Below are 20,992 nucleotides of genomic sequence, written 5' to 3' on the forward strand. Positions count from 1 at the left end.
TGATTTTTTTTCGACACATATCTGAAAAAATAAGGCTCTTGACGAATTCTCGAAAAGAGCCTTATCTGTTATTTAATCGCCTCACCGGATTTACTCCACGTCAGATTGAATTATATGAACTGGCATTGCTCCATAAGTCAATGGGTGCAAGAGACTCTAAAGGAAATCTGGCCAATAATGAAAGATTGGAATTTTTAGGTGATGCCATTATAACAGCTATTGTTTCTGATATTGTTTATGATCATTTTAGGGAGAAAGAAGAGGGCTTCCTTACCAACATTCGTTCTAAAATCGTACAACGCGAAATGTTGAATAAGATTGCTATTGAAATGGGAATTCCAACATTAATTCAAATTCCTACAGGCAGTCAGCTTCATGGGAATAATGTATTTGGGAATGCATTGGAGGCATTAGTCGGCGCAATTTATTTAGATCAGGGATTTTCGCGGTGTAAAGCATTCATACAACATCGAATTATCGATAAATCCCTAAATATGAATTATTTGGCAAATAAAGAAGTGAATTTTAAATCACGGCTTATTGAATGGGGACAAAGCCATCGGGTTCCTGTTGTCTTTGAAGTAGTGGAGACATTTCAAAATCGACAAAACGAAGTAACCTTTCAGGCCAAAGCACTGATTAACTCACAATTAGGAGGTATTGGAATCGGGCATTCCAAAAAAGAATCACAACAGCAGGCAGCCAAAATAGCTATGGTTAAATTACACGAAGACAAGCAATTTGTGGATATAGTATTAAATTCCGCTGTTGCACCTTCTTCAACGTCTCAAGAGCAAACTATTGACAAAGAGAATGCCAATTATAAATCTGAAGCTATACATTAGCTGCAGTAAATAATATTGCATTGAGATCATATTTGAACGCATGTAGCTAATACGCTAAAATAATGGAAATTATCTTTTTAGGAACAGGAACTTCAACCGGCGTGCCATATATCGGCTGCAATTGTGAGGTATGTACATCTACAGATCCTCATGATAATCGATTACGGTCATCCCTGTTGATTCGTGAAAAAGAGAAAACCATATTAATTGACTGCGGACCGGATTTCAGGCAACAAATGCTGACAAATCATATTCGCTCTTTAGATTCCATTCTATTGACGCATGAACATTACGATCATGTTAGTGGATTGGATGATGTAAGGGCATTTCAAACTGTAAATATCTTTGCAGAAAATCGTGTGGCGAAGATCATACAAAGCAATTTGCATTATTCTTTTGCAGCTAATAAATACCCAGGCGTGCCTGATTTTAAAATGCATATTATTCACGAATATGAACCTTTTCTGGCAGACAACATCCACTGTACACCAATCCGCGTCATGCATGCCAATTTACCAACATTAGGATTTCGTGTTGGGAAAATGGCATACCTGACTGATCTAAAAACGTTACCAGAAGCATCGATTCAATTGCTTCAGGATCTCGATCTTCTGATACTAGGAACGTTACGATTTAAACCTCATTTTTCTCATTTAATGGTAGATGAAGCACTCTCCATTGTTCGGCTACTAGCTCCCAAACGAACCTATTTTACTCATATCGGACATGATATGGGAAAACATGCCGATGTTCAGAAACAATTACCCGATCATGTCTTTCTGGCATACGACGGACTAACACTTGAAACTTATTAATATCCATTTTGTTGTTGCTGGAAGTCTATCATACATGGATTCGTGACGAATCGTAAATGAAGGCTTTGGCAATGACCCGAAACAAAAGATAAAATGCAAAAAATACGAAACATTGCAATTATTGCACACGTCGATCACGGTAAAACAACGTTAGTAGACAAGATGTTGCTGGCAACCAAACTTTTTCGTGAGAATGAACAGGTTGGTGAATTAATTTTAGACAATAACGATCTGGAACGTGAACGGGGAATTACCATTCTATCAAAGAATGTCTCTGTTACCTATAATAATTATAAGATTAATATTATCGACACTCCGGGGCACGCTGACTTTGGAGGTGAGGTAGAACGGGTATTAAACATGGCCGATGGAGTTCTGCTTTTAGTTGATGCTTTTGAAGGGCCAATGCCACAAACCCGTTTTGTTTTGCAAAAGGCCATACAATTAGGTCTAAAACCAATTGTTGTGATTAACAAAGTCGATAAACCCAACTGTCGTCCGGAAGAAGTGCAGGAAGAGGTCTTCGACTTAATGTTCAACCTCGATGCAACAGAAGATCAGCTAAATTTTCATACCCTATTTGGTTCGGCTAAACAAGGATGGATGTCGAATGATCCTCATGTCGTAAAAAATGACATCAATGATCTTTTTGATGCAATTATCGAATATATCCCTGAACCTAAATATTTGGAAGGCCCACCACAGATGTTGATCACATCGCTTGACTATTCTTCATATGTTGGCCGAATTGCTGTTGGTCGTGTACATCGTGGCGTTTTGAATGAAGGCATGCCGATCGCCCTGGCTAAACGAGATGGAAGTATTGTAAAATCAAGAATTAAGGAACTGGATGTGTTTACAGGACTTGGCCGGACCAAAGTAGATACTGTAGGGTCGGGTGATATTTGTGCTCTTGTTGGTATTGATAATTTCGAAATTGGAGATACAATAACCGATATCGACAATCCTGATCCACTCGATCCGATTGCCATTGACGAACCAACGATGAGCATGTTGTTCACCATTAATAACTCCCCGTTTTTTGGGAAAGAAGGTAAATACGTAACTTCCCGCCATATTCATGACCGTCTAATGCGGGAATTAGATAAAAATCTAGCTTTACGCGTTGAAAAAAGCGAATCTCAGGATGCATGGGTAGTTTATGGCCGGGGCGTACTTCACCTTTCCATTCTTATAGAAACAATGCGCCGGGAAGGATACGAATTGCAGGTAGGCCAGCCTCAAGTACTTATCAAGGAAATTGCAGCAGTTAAAAACGAACCGATAGAACAGCTTACCATCAATGTGCCGGATGAATATTCAGGGAAAATTATTGAAATAGTCGCTTCACGTAAAGGTGAAATGATCAACATGGATCGTAAGGGTGAACGTGTTAATCTCGAGTTTACGATTCCCTCACGCGGAATCATAGGATTGAGAAACAATCTTCTGACAGCTTCAGCTGGCGAAGCAATCATTGCACATCGTTTCCTTGAATATCAACCTTATAAAGGAGATATGGAACGACGTACAAATGGCTCCATCATTGTAATGGAAACCGGAACCGTTTTTGCTTACGCTCTTGATAAACTTCAGGACAGAGGTAAATTTTTTGTTTCGCCACAAGATGAAGTATATGCAGGTCAAGTTGTTGGTGAGCACTGTAAAGAAGGCGATCTCACTGTCAATGTAACCAAATCTAAGAAACTCACAAACATGCGGGCTTCCGGTTCGGACGATAAAGCACGCATCGCACCTCCGGTAATTTTTAGCCTTGAGGAAGCCTTGGAATACATCAAAGAAGATGAGTATGTGGAAGTAACTCCAAAATCAATCCGGCTACGTAAGATTGTATTGGATGAAAACGAACGTAAGCGTCTTGCTAAGAAATAAAAGGAACCGATCCTTCTTTAAAATGTTGTACAGCTTCTCGGATAGAAGCTAAACCAAAATCTTCAGGTTGAATGTAGTCGAGCTTAATAAAGAAAGTTTCGGCTACATCATCCAAAGGTTTCAATTTGTTCAAATCTTCCACGTCACATCGATAAAAAAGATCCAATGTTGGAATGGTCATCCCCGACCAGCGATACCGGTTTGGAATAGTAAAAAGCATCTCTGCATTTGTTACAGTCAGATTTAGTTCTTCCTTTATTTCGCGTCTTACAGCCTCTTCCCCACTCTCTTTCAAAGTAACAAATCCACCGGGAAGATCCAAAGTTCCTTTAGCGGGATGGTGAGCCCTACGACCAACCAACAATTCTCCCTCTTCGTTTACAATGAGTGCAGCTACTGCAGCTGATGGATTAATGTAATAATTAAACCCACAATTTTCGCATGTCTTGGAATTATCCTGTTTAGCAACAAAATCAGAGGAACCACAAACCGGACAATAACGAAAAAGAGCCAGTGGATGCTGATCTTCTCCAACATTCACAAGTTTATCTTTTTTAGTCTGATGGTTCGCTTCATACACAGTAGCCACAACAGTCAAAACACCAATCACAGCAATCACAGACAAAACCAAAACTGTAATTGTAATTCTCTCTTCAAGAAGGTTCTTAGTAAGAGCGTTAATAATTCCATAAGCTAAAACCATCAAGACAATGGTAGCTAAAATAGTAAGGGTAATTTTTAATGATGCTTTCATAGAACATAAGATTTAGATCAATTTATAAACAAACCACCACTCTTCAATATCAGCTTTAGCGCAAAGATAAATAAGATTTCATGAGAAACAATTTATTTAACATAAACTTTTCATCATTCATAGTGATTCTGCAGAACAAAAGCTTTCCTCTCCAATTTCATTGTTGTATACGCCGTCATCGTTTTCAAAAATTGAAAAAAGAGTTGATAGGGAAAAAAATTTATTGTACCTTTGCGCTCCTAAAATGACTCCGTAGCTCAGTTGGTAGAGCAAATGACTCTTAATCATTGGGTCGAGGGTTCGAGCCCCTCCGGGGTCACTTCCCAAAGCGATGTTATTCATCGCTTTTTTATTTACTTGATTTATTATTAATGGCATGCTTCTCTGTCTTCTTTTGTTAAAGAAACTCTACGCAACTGCCGTTGAATATTAAAAAGCTGATTGGGCACGCTTGCACAATATCCGGCTGACTTAAAAAATAAGGTTCCGTCACCGTCGCATAATACCACAATGGGTAACTTGTTTGATAATAACTGAGGAAATAAAGCGCTAAGAGCCTCAATAAGGCTTCTTTGCTGATCAATCACAATGACATTGGGAGTCGGCAAAGAAAAAGAAGAAAGAGTCCCTGTCTGGATGTTTTCAGAAGAAGAAAAAACGTAAACAAACATCATTTTCCTACCATGGAATTGATCAGCCATCATGGCAAGATCTTGCAGGACATGACGGGAGGGTTCCTGATCAGGATCAAACAGTACAATGGCAATCTCTTTTTTTCCTGCAACCAGGGATGCCAATGAGCAGGAAGAAGCTTGCCCTGCCGGACGAACAGTAACAGCACCCAAATCTATTTTACCCAAAGGATGGATGTCATTCGGATATTGCCGCAGGGTAACCGGTAAATGTACTTCATCTCCTTTCGAAACCTTGAAAAATTGCATGGAGCTAAGCACGCTACCATCCGTCAATCGAACTCCTGTTGTAAGCACATAACGTCCTGTATCTACAGGCAAAGGATCGGGAAAGTCACCGATTCGCTGAAAACCTTCATAGGGAAGTGTATGGTAATGCCCATCATGGAGCACTCCTAAGGTGAAATTATGGTCATATTGAGGTGATATTCTGTTTTTACAATCCAGTAATTTTATTTTCCCCCATACAGGGATTGATGCTTTCCCCGTATTGAAATCAACGTCAAACCATTCGTCGTTATGTTGAAATTCAGGTTCGTGAGTTTGCGGATTCAAACGAGACGGAATACCAAAAGAACGGCAGGCAGCTACAAAAAAAAGATCCCGCGAACGCATATCGGCAATACGGTAAGTAAAGACTTTTTCGGGAGCAATCAGCATATTTGAAATTTGATTTGCCGTTCTGGTAATACGTATTGAATCCCTGATCCATTGAATTAATGGAGTGATGTCTTTCCGACACGCCTGGGCCATTTTATCGCCGAAATGACGGATCAGAAAAGAACGCCAGGGTGTAATCTCCTCTATGGAGATGCGGGGAGAGAGTACATAATGTATAAAATCGTCATTGCTTATGGATGAATCGTGATATTCGGGTTTAGTCGCCCACAACAAATGATCGGTAAGTACAACAGAAGTGATATCACTCAAATCCTTTTCCGATAGTTGCGAAGCCAACGCCACAACATAGGCAGGAGAGACAAACGCATTTTGAGCAAGATACGCTGATATTTGAGGCCAGTTGCCTTCACTGCATCCCAATAAATCCCGTACTGTATCGGGAGAAAGAAAATAACGGTTTGCAAAATTTGTCACCCATTGGTCATCTTTAAAAGTAGACATATAAACATGACGGATAGAATCTTCCGTTCGAAGTCGCCGGTCATTTTGTTCTTTTATAATAGTGCTGAGCGTATCGCAAAGATGAATGGATACAGGGGGAACCATATCAAAATCATAAGTATCAACAGGTATTTTCGGAGACAGAATGAGCCGAAGAGTATCCATGGTACGGATATCCATTTCTTTAAAACAAAATTGTTTTCCTTTGATTACCCAGACCAAAATATCTCCTTTTCCAAGAGTAGCCGTTGAATTCCCGTTCACGTCTGTATATGTCTTCAAAATTGGATAAAATGAGGCATAATTATAAAGCCTCCATTCCACACGGGCGCTGTCAACAGGATGCCCAAGAGAATCAGTCACATGAATTATCACCTTTTTTACTGGAGCATACCGATAGGTAAGATTCAATTCCGAAAACCGGTCGGTGGTACGGATAGCCGACGAATCTTCAGGATCAGGTCCAAACGTAAAGGTTTGCACCAACATGGCCCGTTTTACCGGCTCGCTAAACCATGCCCTATCCAGACACGGTTCGGGTTCACATCCTCCCATATAATGCCATTTCCCATTAATCCATACCTCCACCCAAGCATGATTATCATCCGTATGCGCCCAACGTGGTGTAAATACCTGACGGGCCGGAATGCCAATAGTGCGCAGGGCTGCAACCGTAAAAATCGATTCTTCGCCACAACGTCCACAGGCACGCAACAGCAAACTCATGGGTGAATCCGTACGGGCATCCGTACACCGATAAGTCACCTTTTCATGACACCAATGATTGATTTCCAAAGCCGCCTGCTCCATATCCAATCCATAAACACGTTGTTTGAGGACAGGATACATCACCAGCCGAAACGAATCCAGAGGCTCGTTGTTTACTCTTACCGGCAACACATAATGAAGAAAAATGTTTTCGGGAATTCGATTACCCCAAGGCATATCTTGCTTTGCCTGTAAGGTTTGTTTCACGTTGGCATAAAAAAACGAAGGCGAATAGGTTACCAGATCGTTCAGAGGCATGAAGGCATATAAATACGCCATCAGTTGCCTCTCCATATGGGACATCGGATAATATTCCAGGAAAGTCCACATTTTAGCGCTGTCCCCTGTCAATTGATGTTGTGCTGAAATTTGCTGACGGATCTGCAGCGACAAAGAGGGAGGAAATATAATTTGTCCATAACTCAATTGAAACGAACAAACCAACAGAAGCCAAAATAATCGTTTTTCCATGGCAAACAAGTAAATATCATTCTAACAAAAAGATACTTCGATAAAAAACTTGTCCGGATACAAACTCAATCCATTCTCTTCAATATGCGTATGACAAATATACAGTCAAAAAAAGCGGATTCATCCTGTTTGCTATAATATGGATATTAAAGATAGTTTTAACAAAAATCCGTCTATAAATAACAACAGAAAGAAAAAGCTACCAGTAGAACAAAACATGTTTTTTGGTTGTATCTTTGAAAATAATTCCAGTATATTTCTTTGATTTTTAATGAATTATAAAGCATGAAATTTACTCTGGAAAGGGCACCAAAAAATACACAACTCATTATTTATCATTATTCTATGAAAAAATATATATTTCTACGATTACTGATGTTAAGTTTTGTGGGAATACCGTGGTGGCTCAACGCACAAAATTACACAACCATTCAGGGGAGAGTGATTGATGCCTCCAATCATCATCCGGTTGCGGCAGCATCAGTGCAGGTGAAGGGAACTCCTATTGGTATTGTCACCAATGGCGACGGACAATTTTTACTTAAGATACCGGATGGATTTCAACAAGACAGTGTACGTTTTTCGTACGTAGGATTCATTCCGGTTTCAATCGGCATCCGTGAATTAGTTGCGCGCTCTCCTAAAAACATCATCCGTTTACACCCTGCCATCTATAACCTGAATGACATCACAATCCTATCGGGGAATGCTTACGATCTGGTGCAAAGCGCTTTTGCCAACACGGTTAAAAATTATGGAAAAAAACCCGTACAAATGACTGGCTTTTATCGTGAGTTTATCAAAAAGGGAAATCGCTACATTGCCATCAGCGAAGCTGTATTGAATCTGGTCAAAGCTTCATACAGCTCATTTGCTTCCGATCAGGCAGCCATCCTCAAAGGGCGTGGTATTGTAGATCATTCTCAAATTGACACCCTATTTATGAAATTCCAGGGTGGCATCACGTCAGCATTGACACTCGATGTAATGAAAAATCCCTTTATCGGAGGTACACCCCTGAATGAAATCGGAGCATATTACACATTTACCTACGGAATGCCGGAAATGATTGACAACCGGCTCAATTATGTAGTGGATTTTGATCAACGTCCCGAAACACGCGGAGAAATCATGTTCCGGGGGAAGATTTACATTGATGCAAAAACCGAAGCTGTGACGCGAATGGAGTTTAACATGAATGTAGAAAATCGACCGGAAGCAAGTGATTTATTCATCCTGAAAAAACCTCATGGAGTAAGAGTTGATGTCGTTTCAGCTCACTATGAGGTAAACTACAAAGAAGAACGACATCGTTGGTATTACAATTATGCATCCATGGAAGTTAAATTTAAATGCAAATGGCCGAAACATTGGTTCAGTTCATACTTTACGGTAAAAGGCGAACTGGCCATCACTGATCATTCGGATAATATAACACCCATTCCGCCTCATGACAGGGTGAAATGGAATGAGATCGTTTCCGACAAAGTCACGAATTTCAAAAATGATAACTTCTGGGAATCCTACAATGTTATAGAGCCAGAGAAACCGATTGATCAGGTCATAAAAAAGATTGCCAAACAACTGAAGCGCGAAGAAATCAGGGCAGAAAAAGAAACAGAGAAAAAATAAAAACACATCTTAAGAACCGACCATTTAAAGCACAAAACTCCGTCACTGCATGCAATGGCGGAGTTTTCCCTGTTTATCTGTTACCGGCCTCTATTTGACAGTGAATTTATAGATCGTGGTTTCATCATACTTTTCTTCTGGATGCAACACCGGCGAAGGAAAATGGGCATAGTTTGGAGAGCAGGGAAATCCTTGTGCTTCCAGGCAAATAGCGTAGCGCACATCGTATTTCTTTCCATATTTTCCTGTATGGTTCTCAACCCAGTTCCCTGAATAGACCTGCACGCCAGGCTGTGTGGTAAACATCTCCATCAGGCGACCGCTCCGGGGTTCGTATAAAGAAGCTGCCAATGCCAACTCATGCGCCTGTTGTTTTTTAACGACCCAATTGTTGTCTATTCCACGGCCATACGTAAATTGTTTAAAATCAGCATTGATACGATCACTGATTGTAACCGGCTGACGAAAATCCATCAACGAGTTATCCACGAAGCAAACTTCCCCCGTAGGTGCCTGCGTCTCATCCAGAGGAGTATAATAATCGGCATTGACCATCAATTCATGATCTTCAATATTGCCGTTCCCGGCTCCTTTAAGATTAAAGAAAGAGTGCTGAGTAAGGTTGATAATCGTTGTTTTATCCGTAGTGGCCTCATAATGGATTTTCAACTCGTCATTATCCGTTAGTTCATACGTAACAAATGCAGTAAGGTTGCCGGGATAGTTCTCTTCCCCATCGGCTGAAAAATAAGATAACATGATCTGTTTCTCATTGACCTTTTCCACATGCCAAATAACATCGTTGAATCCTTTGATACCACCATGCAGATGGTTAGCTCCATTATTGACAACCAACTGATATTCTTTTCCCTCCAGATTAAAATATCCTTTTTTAATCCGGTTGGCAAAACGACCACACACCGCTCCGAAAAAAGGTTCTTTATTCAGATAGTCATCAATATTGTCAAATCCCAACACAACATCTTCTTCTTTACCGGCTCTGTCCGGAACAAAAAGAGAGACAATTTTAGCTCCATAATTCGTTACAGCCATACGGATTTTCCCATTCTGCAACTGATACAAAGCAATTTCTTTCCCGTCAATTATTTTACTAAAAGCTGAGTTCATCATTGTAGCCATTTATGTTACTCTCCCAATTTCAAACGGCAAGCGCCATTACCAATTTCAGCCACATAGAAGTCAGGTTTCAATCCGGTTTTTGCCTGATAAGCGGCTCCTACTTTTTCAATAAACGAATCAATAGCCTCATCTTTCACCAGACTAACCGTGCAGCCTCCAAAACCGCCTCCTGTCATCCGTGATCCGATAACACCATCTATCTTCCATGCCTCTTCTGCCATTGTATCGAGTTCAAGCCCTGTTACTTCATAATCATCCCGCAATGAGACATGCGAAGCATTCATTAACTGTCCGAATTTATCGATATCTCCTGCCTTGAGCGATTTAACGGCATCTGTGGTGCGTTGAACCTCAGACACTACGTGACGGGCGCGCTTATGGGCAACAGGATCACTGGCTAAGGCAGATTCCACTTCCTTGAAATCTGCTTCGGTCAGTTCGGCCAAATATTGAATCGGACGTACTTTGGAGATCAACTCAACAGCTTTCTTACATTCTGCCACGCGCTGATTATAAGCACCAGAATCGAGTTTGTGCGGACTGTGGGTATTAGAGATTAACACCTTGACACCTTCCAGTTTTACCGGAACTAATTCGAAATCAAGCGTGTTGCAGTCGAGGAAAATAGCATGGTCTTTTTCCCCGTTGGCGCTGGCAAACTGATCCATGATGCCGCAATTGACTCCTACAAATTCATTTTCGGCTTTTTGTCCGATTTTAGCAATTTCCACCCGGTTAAGATGGGTTTGGAAAACATCATTGAGCATATACCCGGTTACTACTTCCAGTGAAGCGGAAGAAGAGAGACCAGCTCCATTAGGAACATCACCCCAAATCAGCTGGTCAAGACCGAAAGGAATTGAAAAGCCACGTTTGATAAATTGATCAAACACACCCATCGGGTAGTTGATCCACGATTTAGGATGTGGCGTTTGAAGCTTGTCAAGGGCTACTTCGACATATTCTTTCTGGTTCAGCGAACGAAAACGGACTACTTTATCGTCGTTTTTACGACACAGCAAATAGGTGCCGAAGCTTAAAGCACATGGGAATACGAATCCCCCGTTATAGTCGGTGTGTTCTCCGATAAGGTTTACCCGTCCCGGTGAAAAATACAGTGCTTCTGCCGGTTTCCCATACAACTTCAAAAACGCTTCTTGTAATTCTTGTGTGTTCATAATTTGGATATTAATTGATTTATAGTTAGCTACTATGTTTTAGTGAAATACGTTCAAACTCCAGTTGTCCAGCCATTTGATGACTAGTCTATCCTCTTTTATCTCTATCGGGAGCCAGATGTACCGGCCATCAATAGGATTCTGGGGATTCCAGCGATCGGCCATAAAGATGAATGCATTTTTCTTCCCTTCTACCGGTAGGATATAGGTGCTTTGTCCATGAAACGTCAGGGCTGAGTCTTGCCCCACACAGGGATTGCCTAACGCTTTCCATGGGCCGAAGATGGAGGAGGCTACTCCTGACCGGGCTGCATTGGGAGCCCAACCCGTACATCCGGAAGTTACCATATAGTACTTCCCTCTGTCTTTGAAAATAGCAGGCCCTTCATTGTGCCCTCCGGGAAAAACACGGACATACTTACCCGAGAATCCGGTGTAATCGTCATTCAACTGGGCGATTTGCAAAGTCAGGTTTTCTTCTGAGGAGTAGATGAGATAGGCTTTCCCATCTGTATCGACAAAGGCGGTCATATCCCGGAACATCTGGCCTGTCTTAAAGTCTCTCCGCACAAACAGTCCTTCTTCTACGGCTTTCATCCATGCGGGCGTCCATCCTTTCAGGCTATCGGGTTGCAGCGTGGATGTTTCCCATGACTTCTTGAAATTCAATGGCCAGATACCTGCATTGGGACGCAGGGAACGCAGAAAAGTGTAAGGCCCTGCCGGTCGGTCGCTGATCGCTACGCCCGCGCGTGCTGCACTGTATCCTTCTCCTTTGAGTTCCAGATGGAACCACATCACAAATTTGCGAGTCTTTTTATTGTAAATCACTTTGGGTCGTTCCAGAATACAGCCTTTGGTAATGTCGGAATGGGGATCATCGGAAACATGCAGGGCGATCCCTTCGTCTTTCCAGTTATACAGGTCTTTGGATGCGTAACAATGTACGCCTACTTGTGCCGTATTACCTATCGGTCCTGTTATTTTATGTTCTCCAAACCAGTAATATACGCCTTTATAATATATAATACCTCCTCCATGGGCATTGATGACTTTCCCATTGGTATCATTCCAGATGGCTCCGGGCCGAAAGGAATCGTAACGTTGTGCTGTTTGTTGATTGCTGACCTTTTCAGATTTTGCTGATATGGCTCCGGCATATACAACCAGAGACAAAACGATCACAGCAGGGATGAGGTAATGTTTTGATCGATTTTTCATACAGTAATAACTTGATTTTTAATAATTACAATTCAATCGCTCTTATCAAAAAGATATTTCTTATATCTCTTCCCATGGAACACGTTTAACGTCCACTCAATTTCAATATTGAGAAAAGCGAATTTATGGTAACTTTCCCTGCTTCATAATCTCTCAACAAAGATACAATTTTCTTCTCATTCCAATGGTTCCATAAAGGTTTTGTAATGGAGATGTTGTCTCTATTTGCATTTTTTGGACAGTTCGTAAAGTGACCTCTCCAATGATTATGCAAAAAAGAATAAGCCGTTGCTTCCCCATATTTACATGTAAAAGTATCCGTAGTCACAAAGTAATTATGTGTAAAGGAAATATGAGAAGGCCAATCGCCGCCCCATGTATTGAATGTGATTAAGGATTTGTCTTCTTTTGAATTCACAGCTCTGTCCCGAATCACAATATTATGGTAAATTTTGATATCCTTCACAGGCCCCGTTATATGAAAAATGGGAGAGAAGCCAGCGCTTTTCCATGTTACGCGTCCTCCATCGTTATAACTAATATTGTATCGTATAACAGTTCCATTATTCCCGGCTTCATTTCCTTTTGTGGGCGAACAGATTAAAAAGAATCCACCCAGATTATCATGGCTGTAATTATACTGAAAAACAGAATGTTTACAATTCCAATCCGAGTCATAACCCTGGCTATCCCAGGGCCCGGCCATATAAGCAACTTCATTATATTGAATCAACGTATTATCGCAACTCCATGGCCATATTCCCGCAGAGGCATCTCCTTCAGGGAATCGTTGTCCACCTTTAATCAAACGGTTATATTCTACAATAGCTCCGTCACATCCAATAGGGACAATACCATCGCCGCCAATGTCATATAATTCGTTTCCGCGAATTACAACATGAAGGTTAGGATACCAATTGTCACGACGCGTATATCCTCCTCCGGTAATGCCATTCCGGTCGGTGCGCACCAGTTTGCAATTTTCAATCAGCAATCCGTCAAATCTTGATTTAATCCTGTTCCCCCGATTATCCCAACTAATACCGGCGCCACCACCCAGTGCCTTAATGTCTGATCCATTTACATCATGTATATACAGATGATCTAAGGATATTTGGCGAGCTTCACCATAATTATCAAGAAACAAATAGACTCCTTTCCGCAAAGGTTTTCTGGTAACGCCGGTATTTGTAATCTCAAGATTTTTAACAGTTACATAAGATGAGTTGTATAACAGAACCGCCTCTTCGAATTGTCCGTCCGCTGCAATGACAGGCATTGAACCGGATCCATAAGAACTAAACAGAATAATCTTTTTCTTCTCTCCCTGAACATGTATCTTCAATTGCCCGTGAAAAACAGTTCCGCAAGCAAACAGAACGGAATCTCCCGGTAAAAAGGAACTGTCATTAACCTTTTGCAGGGTTTTCCAGGGCAGATTGGCAGATATCCCCTCATTTGCATCATTCCCAATAACCGGATTTACATAAAACGACCGGGCATCTAAAAAAGAGTATGGCAATACAGCAAAAATCAGGATGATCCAAAGAATTTTTGTCATACAATATTCTGTTTGATCACATGATACATTAATCGAATATCTTTCTATTTTTCATGATAATACGACAGGAAGAACGCATAATGATAAGGATGATCCGGCACCAGGCGATACAGAGGCAAAGCCCTGGCATTACGGCTCCAGGTATCAATGCCACCTACTCCCATTTGCTTGTAATCGAGATTCACCGTGATATAATCCCTCACCGGAAGATCGTCGATATGGGTAGCCTGTTCCAGATCCTGCAACGAGTATGGCCATGCACTCACGTTTAGTGTCGGTGCACCTGTTGCCATTAGGCCTTGTCCATCCTTGTCCGTAAATCGTACCCAGCGGACACCATCCCGGTTTCCATTTTCCTGTGGTCGTACATAATTCGTCCATAGCGAATCCACCAATCCCGAATAAATGCCAACGGTTGCACCTGTTTCCCTGTCCGCATAATTCTCCTGTGGGCCCCGGCCATACCAACTCATCGTTCTGTATGTTTTCGGGATGCGTAGTGTCATGCCTACTTTCGGAATACAAGGCGGGACCTGACCGATGGGAGTAAGGGTTTCCTCCACTTTAATAACCCCATTTTCATATACCGTATAAGATGTTTCCCAGGTGGATTCTCCTACAGGAAGGGTACCTCTGGCAACAACCTCCATCGCTTGGTCACCATGCTTTTTTATTTCCAGGGAAATCACTTTACGGTCTTGTCCTGCATGTTGCCAGGCATTCAGTTCTCCGCCCCAACCTGCTTTGTCGTTATCGATTGGTGCCCTCCAGAAGTTTGGGTTTAATGGGCCGGCAAGCAATTCCGTTCCCTGGCATACATAGCTTTGCAACGAACCGGTTTGTTTATCAACAGCAACTTTGAAGGATTGTCCGCTTATGACAATCGTATTACCGGCAGAATCTATCTTCAAAGGAATTCCATTCGCTTTGCCCAAAGAAGGAGCGGGAGCTACGGCCCAGGGCATTTTAAATTGATCCCAAGCCACCGTGAAGCCTTTATTTGCCCATAAGGTATTATTTTTTAGGACAAGGTTCAGGTTAAGCCAGTATTCACTTCCGGCCTGCAGTTTAGGTGCCTCAACAGGTAATCGCAGGCGTACCCATCCATTGGCCGGAGTAGTCAGTGTGTCTACATCTCCCGCCTGAATCTCTTTTCCGTTCCGTGTCAGGCTCCAGTGTAACGTATAAGCTGCGAGGGAAGTGTGGTAATATTGATTATGCAGCATGATCAGACCCTTGTTCAAGTCTTCCGCGGCAAAAGTAACATATTGATAGACATGTTTGATTTCATAGTAGGCAGGATGAGGCGTTCTGTCGGGATTAACAAATCCATTAATATTAAAATTACCATCGTTGGGAACATCTCCATAGTCACCTCCATATGCCCAAAACATTTTTCCATGTGCATCTTTTTTGTATAAACCTTGATCGACCCAATCCCAGATACATCCTCCAATCAGGTTCTTGTAATGGTAGATCAAATTCCAGTAGGCAGTCAATCCTCCGGTAGAATTTCCCATGGAGTGATCATACTCACACATAAAGATCGGTTTGTGAATGTTGGGATCCATCGCCATTCCCTGCAAAGCCTGCGGCGTAGGATACATATGGCTGATCATATCTGCCACGCTATTCATTTGTTCGTCATGTATCGGACGGGAAGGATCTACCGTACGGGCATAGGCTGCCATTAAAGCAAAATTTTCACCATAACCTGCTTCATTTCCTAATGACCAAATAATTACCGAGGGATGATTTTTATCGCGGGCAATCATACGGGCCATACGGTCAACGCAAGCATTTGTCCAAAGTGGGTCGCTTCCTGGCAATAATTCCCTTTCAAGCATCCCATGTGACTCCAAATCAGCTTCGTCTAATATATACATTCCATATTTATCAAAGAGTGTGTAATACCGGGGATCGTGGGGATAATGAGACATGCGCACAGTATTGATATTAGCTTGCTTCAATAAGCGAATGTCTTTCTCAATCCACTTAAAATCCACAGCACGCCCATGATATGGATCAAAATCCTGCATATTAACTCCTTTAAGTTTTACAGGAACACCATTGACCAGTAACATGCCATCTTTGATTTCTATGTTTCGGAAACCTGTCGTAGTACGGGCTGCTTCCAGAACCTTGCCCTGAGCATCTTTCAGTACAAGCACAACAGTGTAGAGGTTTGGCGTTTCTGCCGTCCATTTGTCAGGATGTGGAATGGTAGCATATAATTCTGCAATTCCATCTGTTCCGGCAGGAATATCAGTAATGGTTCTGACATTTGCTATGGCACCATTTCCCACGGGTTCCCCTTGTTCATTATATAAATAGGCAGTCACTGTGGCAGGTGGATCATTCTCATCACTTGAATTTCTTACTTTTGCTGTGATGTGCATCATTCCATTTTCATAATGATCATCCAGACTGGAGCGTACAAAAAAATCTTCCAGATGTTCTTTGGGGGTGCTGTACAAATATACAGGGCGGAATATCCCACTATAGCGCCACATATCCTGATCTTCCAAATAGGATCCGTCAGACCATTGATACACTTCTACGGCTAAACGGTTCGTCCCTTTCCTCAGAAAAGGAGTAAGGTTAAACTCTGTCGGAGTCATTCTTCCCTGACTATACCCCACTTTTTCTCCATTTACCCAAATGTAAAAGGCACTTTCTACTCCATCAAAATGAATAAATACTTCTCTTCCATCCCAACCCTGGGGTACCGTAAAGGTGGTCAGGTAGGAACCCACCGGATTATGGTCAGCATTGACCAATGGCGGATGCGCCGGATAATCGGGATGAAACGGGTAACGATTGTTCAGGTAGATAGGCCTTCCATATCCTTCTAATTGCCATTGACTTGGAACAGGAATGGATTTCCATTGCCGGGCATTATAAGTTGCCTTATAAAAATCCTTCGGCCTTTCTGCCGGATTCTTTGACCAGTGAAATTTCCACATCCCATCAAGGGATTTATAATACGGCGTATGAATTTCAAGTGTACTGTCGGCCAAGGCACTTTGTTGATCCGAATAAGGAAGAAAACTGTAATAAGGCGGTTCTTTATTGATCCCTGTTACCTGAGAATTTTCCCAGTCGGGAAGAATTCCATAGCTTGTCTGCCCAAAAACCGGAATGATTGTGCTTAACAGCATCCCTATAAACATTCCTCTAAGCCTCTCTCTTTTCTGTTTTCTTATTCGTGTATGCATAAGTATATTAGATTTGAAATGAAGTCATTCTGACTTGTTCTGTTGTTGTTTTTTTAGATAATCGGGTCTGACATTGCCCTAAGGATACCCGCTCTGTCTGCTATGATTTTTTTATCATGTCTTTGTTGGAACTTTGTACATAGAAAGAAGTTCGGTTTTATGGCTTTTCTTTTCATAAAGCCGACTCTTTCTTTTAGAGTATTTATTACAGCCAACATGTCTTCACTTATAACAAACAAGACAGGCAAAACGCCAAAGCAGGTAGCGAATCATTGCAGTTTATTCAGAATCGGATGATCAACACCCCGCAACCGGGTCTGCTCAGGTTTATTCAGCTCCAATACCTCTATTCGGTTAGCTCCTTTATGTAGCCATTCCACCGGCACATAAACAGTTTGCTGTGGTCCTACCGACCAATAGCGTCCCAGGTTATGCCCGTTTATCCATATGCATCCTTTCCCCCATGTCTGCATATCCAGATAGGTGTCTCCTATCCGGGACAGCATCAGTGTTCCTTCCCGTAAAACTGGCTGGCCGGGAGCAAGGGATTGACGGGTCGCCTGAATGATTGGTTCACTGCTGAAAGGAAGTCGATACATCTTCCAATCGATCAGCTCTTTCCCCTGGAATAATACCTGATGCGTGATTCCCTTATGATTGTGTAGCAGGTATGGCCCAAAGTTAATCCTTCCTAGATTCTCTACAAGAATATCCATTCTTACCTTTCCTTTAGGCAGAATTACTTCCATGCTGTCTTGTCCCAGCCTCCGGTCAAGTGTTCCAATCTTTTTTCCGTTGATGAACAGCAGGGCGTAATCTCTCAACTGGTCTATTTTCAGCATACCTTTCCTTCCTCCATTCATGGTGGTACGATAGAGAACAAAACCGTATGCCTGGTGTAGTTGCTCGAAGGTGAGTGGGGACCGGTTTGTAACAGGTACCGGCAATGCATTCATAAGATCTTCGGCTGCTGTAAAACGAACCCATGGGGTGGCAATGGCTTTCTTGGAGGCTGGAACAGGGGGTAAGGTTTCTCCCTTTGGAAGATATTTCTGAATGACCGACCGGAATAGATCATATTTCTTTGTCGGGTTGCCTGCTTCATCTAGCGGGGCGTCATAGTCGTAACTGCTGATCTCCGGCTCATAGGGTAAATGGTCGTTATAATTGGCTCCGTTCATAAACCCACGGGTCGTCCCACCATGAAACATATACATATTAATGGAGATGCCCGCTGCCAATACTGCATTTAACCTGGCAGCACACGCTGATGCGCTTACCGTATGATGGGGTGCGCCCCACCAGTCAAACCACCCGGGGTACCATTCGGATATGAAATAAGGCCCTTTCCCGTTATTAACGGAACGGATAAGCTGTTTTGCCTTATGCGGGTCATCCAGCCCGTTCACGGCGGACAGTAAGCCGGGCAGATGTCCTGCCTGCATGGCATTGGCCGGGTCGCAGGTGTACAGGATACCGTCAAAGCCTGCTTCCCGGAATAAGTCCCGGTTCATACCCAGATAGGTGGTGTCATTGGAATAGCTCCCGTATTCGTTTTCTACCTGCACCATCAGGATATTGCCCCCGTGGTTGATTTGCAGCGGTGCCAGTTGTTCTCCTACAGCTTTGATGTAGCTTTTGTAGGCTTGCATGTAATGGGGTTCCCTGCTGCGGACAACCAGGCCGGGGATGTTTTGCAACCAGTAGGGATAGCCTCCGAACTCCCATTCGGCACATACGTAAGGACTGGGGCGGATGATAACCCACAGGCCTTCTTGTTGCGCCATCCGGACAAAAGCGGCTATATCCCGGTTGCCCGTGAAATCAAAATGTCCCGGCTCCGGTTCCTGTTCGTTCCAGAAGACATAGGTGCTGATGGTGTTTAACCCCATGGCTTTGGCCATCTCCATACGGCTGCGCCATGCCGCCCTCGGAATCCGCGTATAGTGGAGCTCTCCCGAAATAATCTGAAAAGGTTTTCCGTCCAGTAAAAACGCGTTGTCTCCTAAAGTAAAGGTGTGCTGCGCGGAAGAGCCTTGTATTAAATTGATTCCTAAAAAAAGGAGGGCTAGAAAAATAGTTGTCTTTTTCATCATGTATGGTTTGTCTTGATAATCATAAAGCATACAGAACATGCTTTGATGTTATTGCATTAATTTATTGGTTATTGGTTATCGAAAAGCCCGTTGTATATCTAACATTATATCGTTTCTAAATGGCCTCGTTTTGAATGGCAATTTATTAATTTAATCTGATACTTGAAATATAAATGTGGTGGTGGATTGGGGTTTTACCCAATAATCAAATGTAGTTCCTGCCGGTTTACTTGGTAGAGATATGGACTGGCAGTTTTCTTGCTCTGTCGTTTCTACAATCGACTTTATGGCTGCACACTGAAACTGGGACAGGTTTAATGTGATATGTTGTACTGATGTTTTTTCTTGGACGTATACAACCACTAGTCTTTTGTGGTCAGGGCTTAAAGCGCAAATCGAGTGTGGATCGTCATCTCCGATAAAGGTATAGCCTGGCAGAATGTATTTGGAAAACTGCTTACGTAAATAATAACCTTTTGTCCGTTGGAATGTCTTGTCATGTTCATTGTAGCCTACCAATGCCCATACATCACCAAAACCTCCGCTCATATATTGCCAGTCACACCATGCTGAGGGTTTTAGTTCCCGCATATCGGTAACGATGCGTTGAGCCATCAGTAAAAAGTTATCATAGCCTTGCAAACGAACATTTAAAGGCCCTGATTCGGATTGCCATAACCTGATATGATAATGTTTGGCAAGCTGATAGAGAGAATCCCGCTTGCTGCCGGTGTAACTGTGTGTGTTGATCTGACTGATTAAGGGGAGAATATTGTCTTTGGCGTAATGTTCTACACCTTTCAAACATGAATCTATACTATTAGCATCCATGGCAGAAATGCCACAATAGGACAACATACCTTTTTTTTGTAAAGTAGCATATAGGTCTTTAATCAACCGTTCCTGATTGGCTTGAGAAAAAGCACATCCTTCCTGACTGCCATAAGCTTTCCACCAATGGGCATAGGGTTCATTCACTGGAGCAATTGTGCTAAACCGGATCCCATAGGCATCATGGTAATGCTTGACCACTGCCACCAGATAATCAGCGAAAGCTTTGTAATAATGGCTTTGCAGATTGTCTGTCCCATTGGTATTCCCGGATGTACACCCGCTGATAGTCATCCAGTAAGGAGGTGAATAGCTTGCAGCTTCGTAGATGGCGTTTGGCTCGAGCTGATGAATCTTTAAGAGTATCTTCCGTTGTCCGGCGTCTTGTGTCCAGTCATAATGGCTTTGCGGACTTGCTAAATAACCGGGCATCCGGGCATCCTTCCGCATATGGTGATGAGTTGGATTATCACCTCCGCCTATGTTAAAACGAAAGATGTTCATATGTAATTCTGAGGGACTTACCAGCCAGTTGCACAATGTATCCAGTTGGGTATCCGTGTAGTTGTCTCCTACCTCATGTGCCCACCACATTAAAGAGACTCCCCAGCCTGCAAAATGCTGATAACGGACATCCGGATTGATTTTAATGACTTGCGATCCGAATATTTGCTGAAAAGCGAATGCTGCAAAAACTATTGACAATAAAGATTTCACGAGAAAATAGAGTTAACCTTAAACAAACAACTTTACAA

At 42.3% G+C, this 20,992-nt stretch carries 13 protein-coding genes and 1 tRNA gene; 5 read left to right on the forward strand and 9 right to left on the reverse strand.

Annotated elements, in window-relative coordinates:
• The first annotated feature begins 38 nt into the window (after positions 1-38).
• From rnc to typA, 3 genes are all read left to right on the forward strand, one after another.
• Positions 39-845 carry a ribonuclease III gene (gene rnc / locus FHX64_RS07335; protein WP_183413120.1) on the forward strand — a complete coding sequence of 269 codons (807 nt, stop codon included), beginning with the start codon at positions 39-41 and terminating at the stop codon, positions 843-845.
• Positions 846-907: 62 nt separating this feature from the next.
• On the forward strand, positions 908-1,660 hold the full coding sequence (locus FHX64_RS07340) for an MBL fold metallo-hydrolase (RefSeq protein WP_183413121.1): 753 nt from the start codon (positions 908-910) through the stop codon (positions 1,658-1,660).
• Positions 1,661-1,753: 93 nt separating this feature from the next.
• Entirely contained in the window at positions 1,754-3,553 is a 1,800-nt protein-coding gene (gene typA / locus FHX64_RS07345) for a translational GTPase TypA (RefSeq protein WP_183413122.1), read from the forward strand.
• Here typA and FHX64_RS07350 read toward each other — a convergent pair.
• Entirely contained in the window at positions 3,543-4,307 is a 765-nt protein-coding gene (locus FHX64_RS07350) for an NUDIX hydrolase (protein WP_343053495.1), read from the reverse strand. The two genes, typA and FHX64_RS07350, sit on opposite strands and share 11 nt — an antisense overlap.
• A 246-nt stretch (positions 4,308-4,553) precedes the next feature.
• Between FHX64_RS07350 and FHX64_RS07355 the strand changes: the two genes are divergently transcribed.
• Positions 4,554-4,626, forward strand: a tRNA-Lys gene (locus FHX64_RS07355).
• Positions 4,627-4,675: 49 nt separating this feature from the next.
• On the opposite strand, the gene FHX64_RS07360 is transcribed toward FHX64_RS07355, so the two are convergent.
• Positions 4,676-7,360 carry a transglutaminase-like domain-containing protein gene (locus FHX64_RS07360; protein ID WP_183413123.1) on the reverse strand — a complete coding sequence of 895 codons (2,685 nt, stop codon included), beginning with the start codon at positions 7,358-7,360 and terminating at the stop codon, positions 4,676-4,678.
• Between the two features lie 345 nt (positions 7,361-7,705).
• Between FHX64_RS07360 and FHX64_RS07365 the strand changes: the two genes are divergently transcribed.
• Positions 7,706-8,992: a carboxypeptidase-like regulatory domain-containing protein gene (locus FHX64_RS07365; RefSeq protein ID WP_183413124.1), complete on the forward strand. Its 1,287-nt coding sequence runs from the start codon at positions 7,706-7,708 to the stop codon at positions 8,990-8,992.
• Between the two features lie 90 nt (positions 8,993-9,082).
• Here the strand turns inward: FHX64_RS07365 and FHX64_RS07370 are convergent, their stop codons facing one another.
• The 7 genes from FHX64_RS07370 to FHX64_RS07400 all read right to left on the reverse strand — a co-directional run bounded on the left by FHX64_RS07370 (position 9,083) and on the right by FHX64_RS07400 (position 20,954).
• Entirely contained in the window at positions 9,083-10,123 is a 1,041-nt protein-coding gene (locus tag FHX64_RS07370) for an aldose epimerase family protein (RefSeq protein ID WP_246392342.1), read from the reverse strand.
• A gap of 14 nt (positions 10,124-10,137) precedes the next feature.
• Positions 10,138-11,310 carry a galactokinase gene (locus FHX64_RS07375; RefSeq protein ID WP_183413126.1) on the reverse strand — a complete coding sequence of 391 codons (1,173 nt, stop codon included), beginning with the start codon at positions 11,308-11,310 and terminating at the stop codon, positions 10,138-10,140.
• Between the two features lie 39 nt (positions 11,311-11,349).
• Positions 11,350-12,531 carry a glycoside hydrolase family 43 protein gene (locus FHX64_RS07380; RefSeq protein WP_183413127.1) on the reverse strand — a complete coding sequence of 394 codons (1,182 nt, stop codon included), beginning with the start codon at positions 12,529-12,531 and terminating at the stop codon, positions 11,350-11,352.
• A gap of 85 nt (positions 12,532-12,616) precedes the next feature.
• Positions 12,617-14,092, reverse strand: a complete 1,476-nt coding sequence (locus tag FHX64_RS07385) for a right-handed parallel beta-helix repeat-containing protein (RefSeq protein WP_183413128.1) — start codon at positions 14,090-14,092, stop codon at positions 12,617-12,619.
• Between the two features lie 44 nt (positions 14,093-14,136).
• Entirely contained in the window at positions 14,137-17,310 is a 3,174-nt protein-coding gene (gene lacZ, locus FHX64_RS07390) for a beta-galactosidase, LacZ type (protein WP_183413129.1), read from the reverse strand.
• 269 nt (positions 17,311-17,579) lie between these two features.
• Positions 17,580-19,406, reverse strand: coding sequence for a glycoside hydrolase family 35 protein (locus FHX64_RS07395; RefSeq protein WP_221202158.1), 1,827 nt, complete (start codon positions 19,404-19,406; stop codon positions 17,580-17,582).
• 150 nt (positions 19,407-19,556) lie between these two features.
• A complete protein-coding gene (locus tag FHX64_RS07400; protein WP_183413130.1) occupies positions 19,557-20,954 on the reverse strand; it encodes a glycoside hydrolase in 1,398 nt (465 codons plus the stop codon).
• Between the last annotated feature and the right edge of the window lie 38 nt (positions 20,955-20,992).

The organism is Microbacter margulisiae, from assembly GCF_014192515.1.
Classification (GTDB): domain Bacteria; phylum Bacteroidota; class Bacteroidia; order Bacteroidales; family Paludibacteraceae; genus Microbacter; species Microbacter margulisiae.

Excerpts from the sequence above, each read along its gene's own strand:
- FHX64_RS07340 (WP_183413121.1), top strand. The coding sequence starts at position 908 with ATGGAAATTATCTTTTTAGGAACAGGAACTTCAACCGGCGTGCCATAT.
- typA (WP_183413122.1), top strand. The coding sequence starts at position 1,754 with ATGCAAAAAATACGAAACATTGCAATTATTGCACACGTCGATCACGGT.
- FHX64_RS07350 (WP_343053495.1), bottom strand. The coding sequence starts at position 4,307 with ATGAAAGCATCATTAAAAATTACCCTTACTATTTTAGCTACCATTGTC.
- FHX64_RS07360 (WP_183413123.1), bottom strand. The coding sequence starts at position 7,360 with ATGGAAAAACGATTATTTTGGCTTCTGTTGGTTTGTTCGTTTCAATTG.
- FHX64_RS07365 (WP_183413124.1), top strand. The coding sequence starts at position 7,706 with ATGAAAAAATATATATTTCTACGATTACTGATGTTAAGTTTTGTGGGA.
- FHX64_RS07370 (WP_246392342.1), bottom strand. The coding sequence starts at position 10,123 with ATGATGAACTCAGCTTTTAGTAAAATAATTGACGGGAAAGAAATTGCT.
- FHX64_RS07375 (WP_183413126.1), bottom strand. The coding sequence starts at position 11,310 with ATGAACACACAAGAATTACAAGAAGCGTTTTTGAAGTTGTATGGGAAA.
- FHX64_RS07380 (WP_183413127.1), bottom strand. The coding sequence starts at position 12,531 with ATGAAAAATCGATCAAAACATTACCTCATCCCTGCTGTGATCGTTTTG.
- FHX64_RS07385 (WP_183413128.1), bottom strand. The coding sequence starts at position 14,092 with ATGACAAAAATTCTTTGGATCATCCTGATTTTTGCTGTATTGCCATAC.
- lacZ (WP_183413129.1), bottom strand. The coding sequence starts at position 17,310 with ATGCATACACGAATAAGAAAACAGAAAAGAGAGAGGCTTAGAGGAATG.
- FHX64_RS07395 (WP_221202158.1), bottom strand. The coding sequence starts at position 19,406 with ATGATGAAAAAGACAACTATTTTTCTAGCCCTCCTTTTTTTAGGAATC.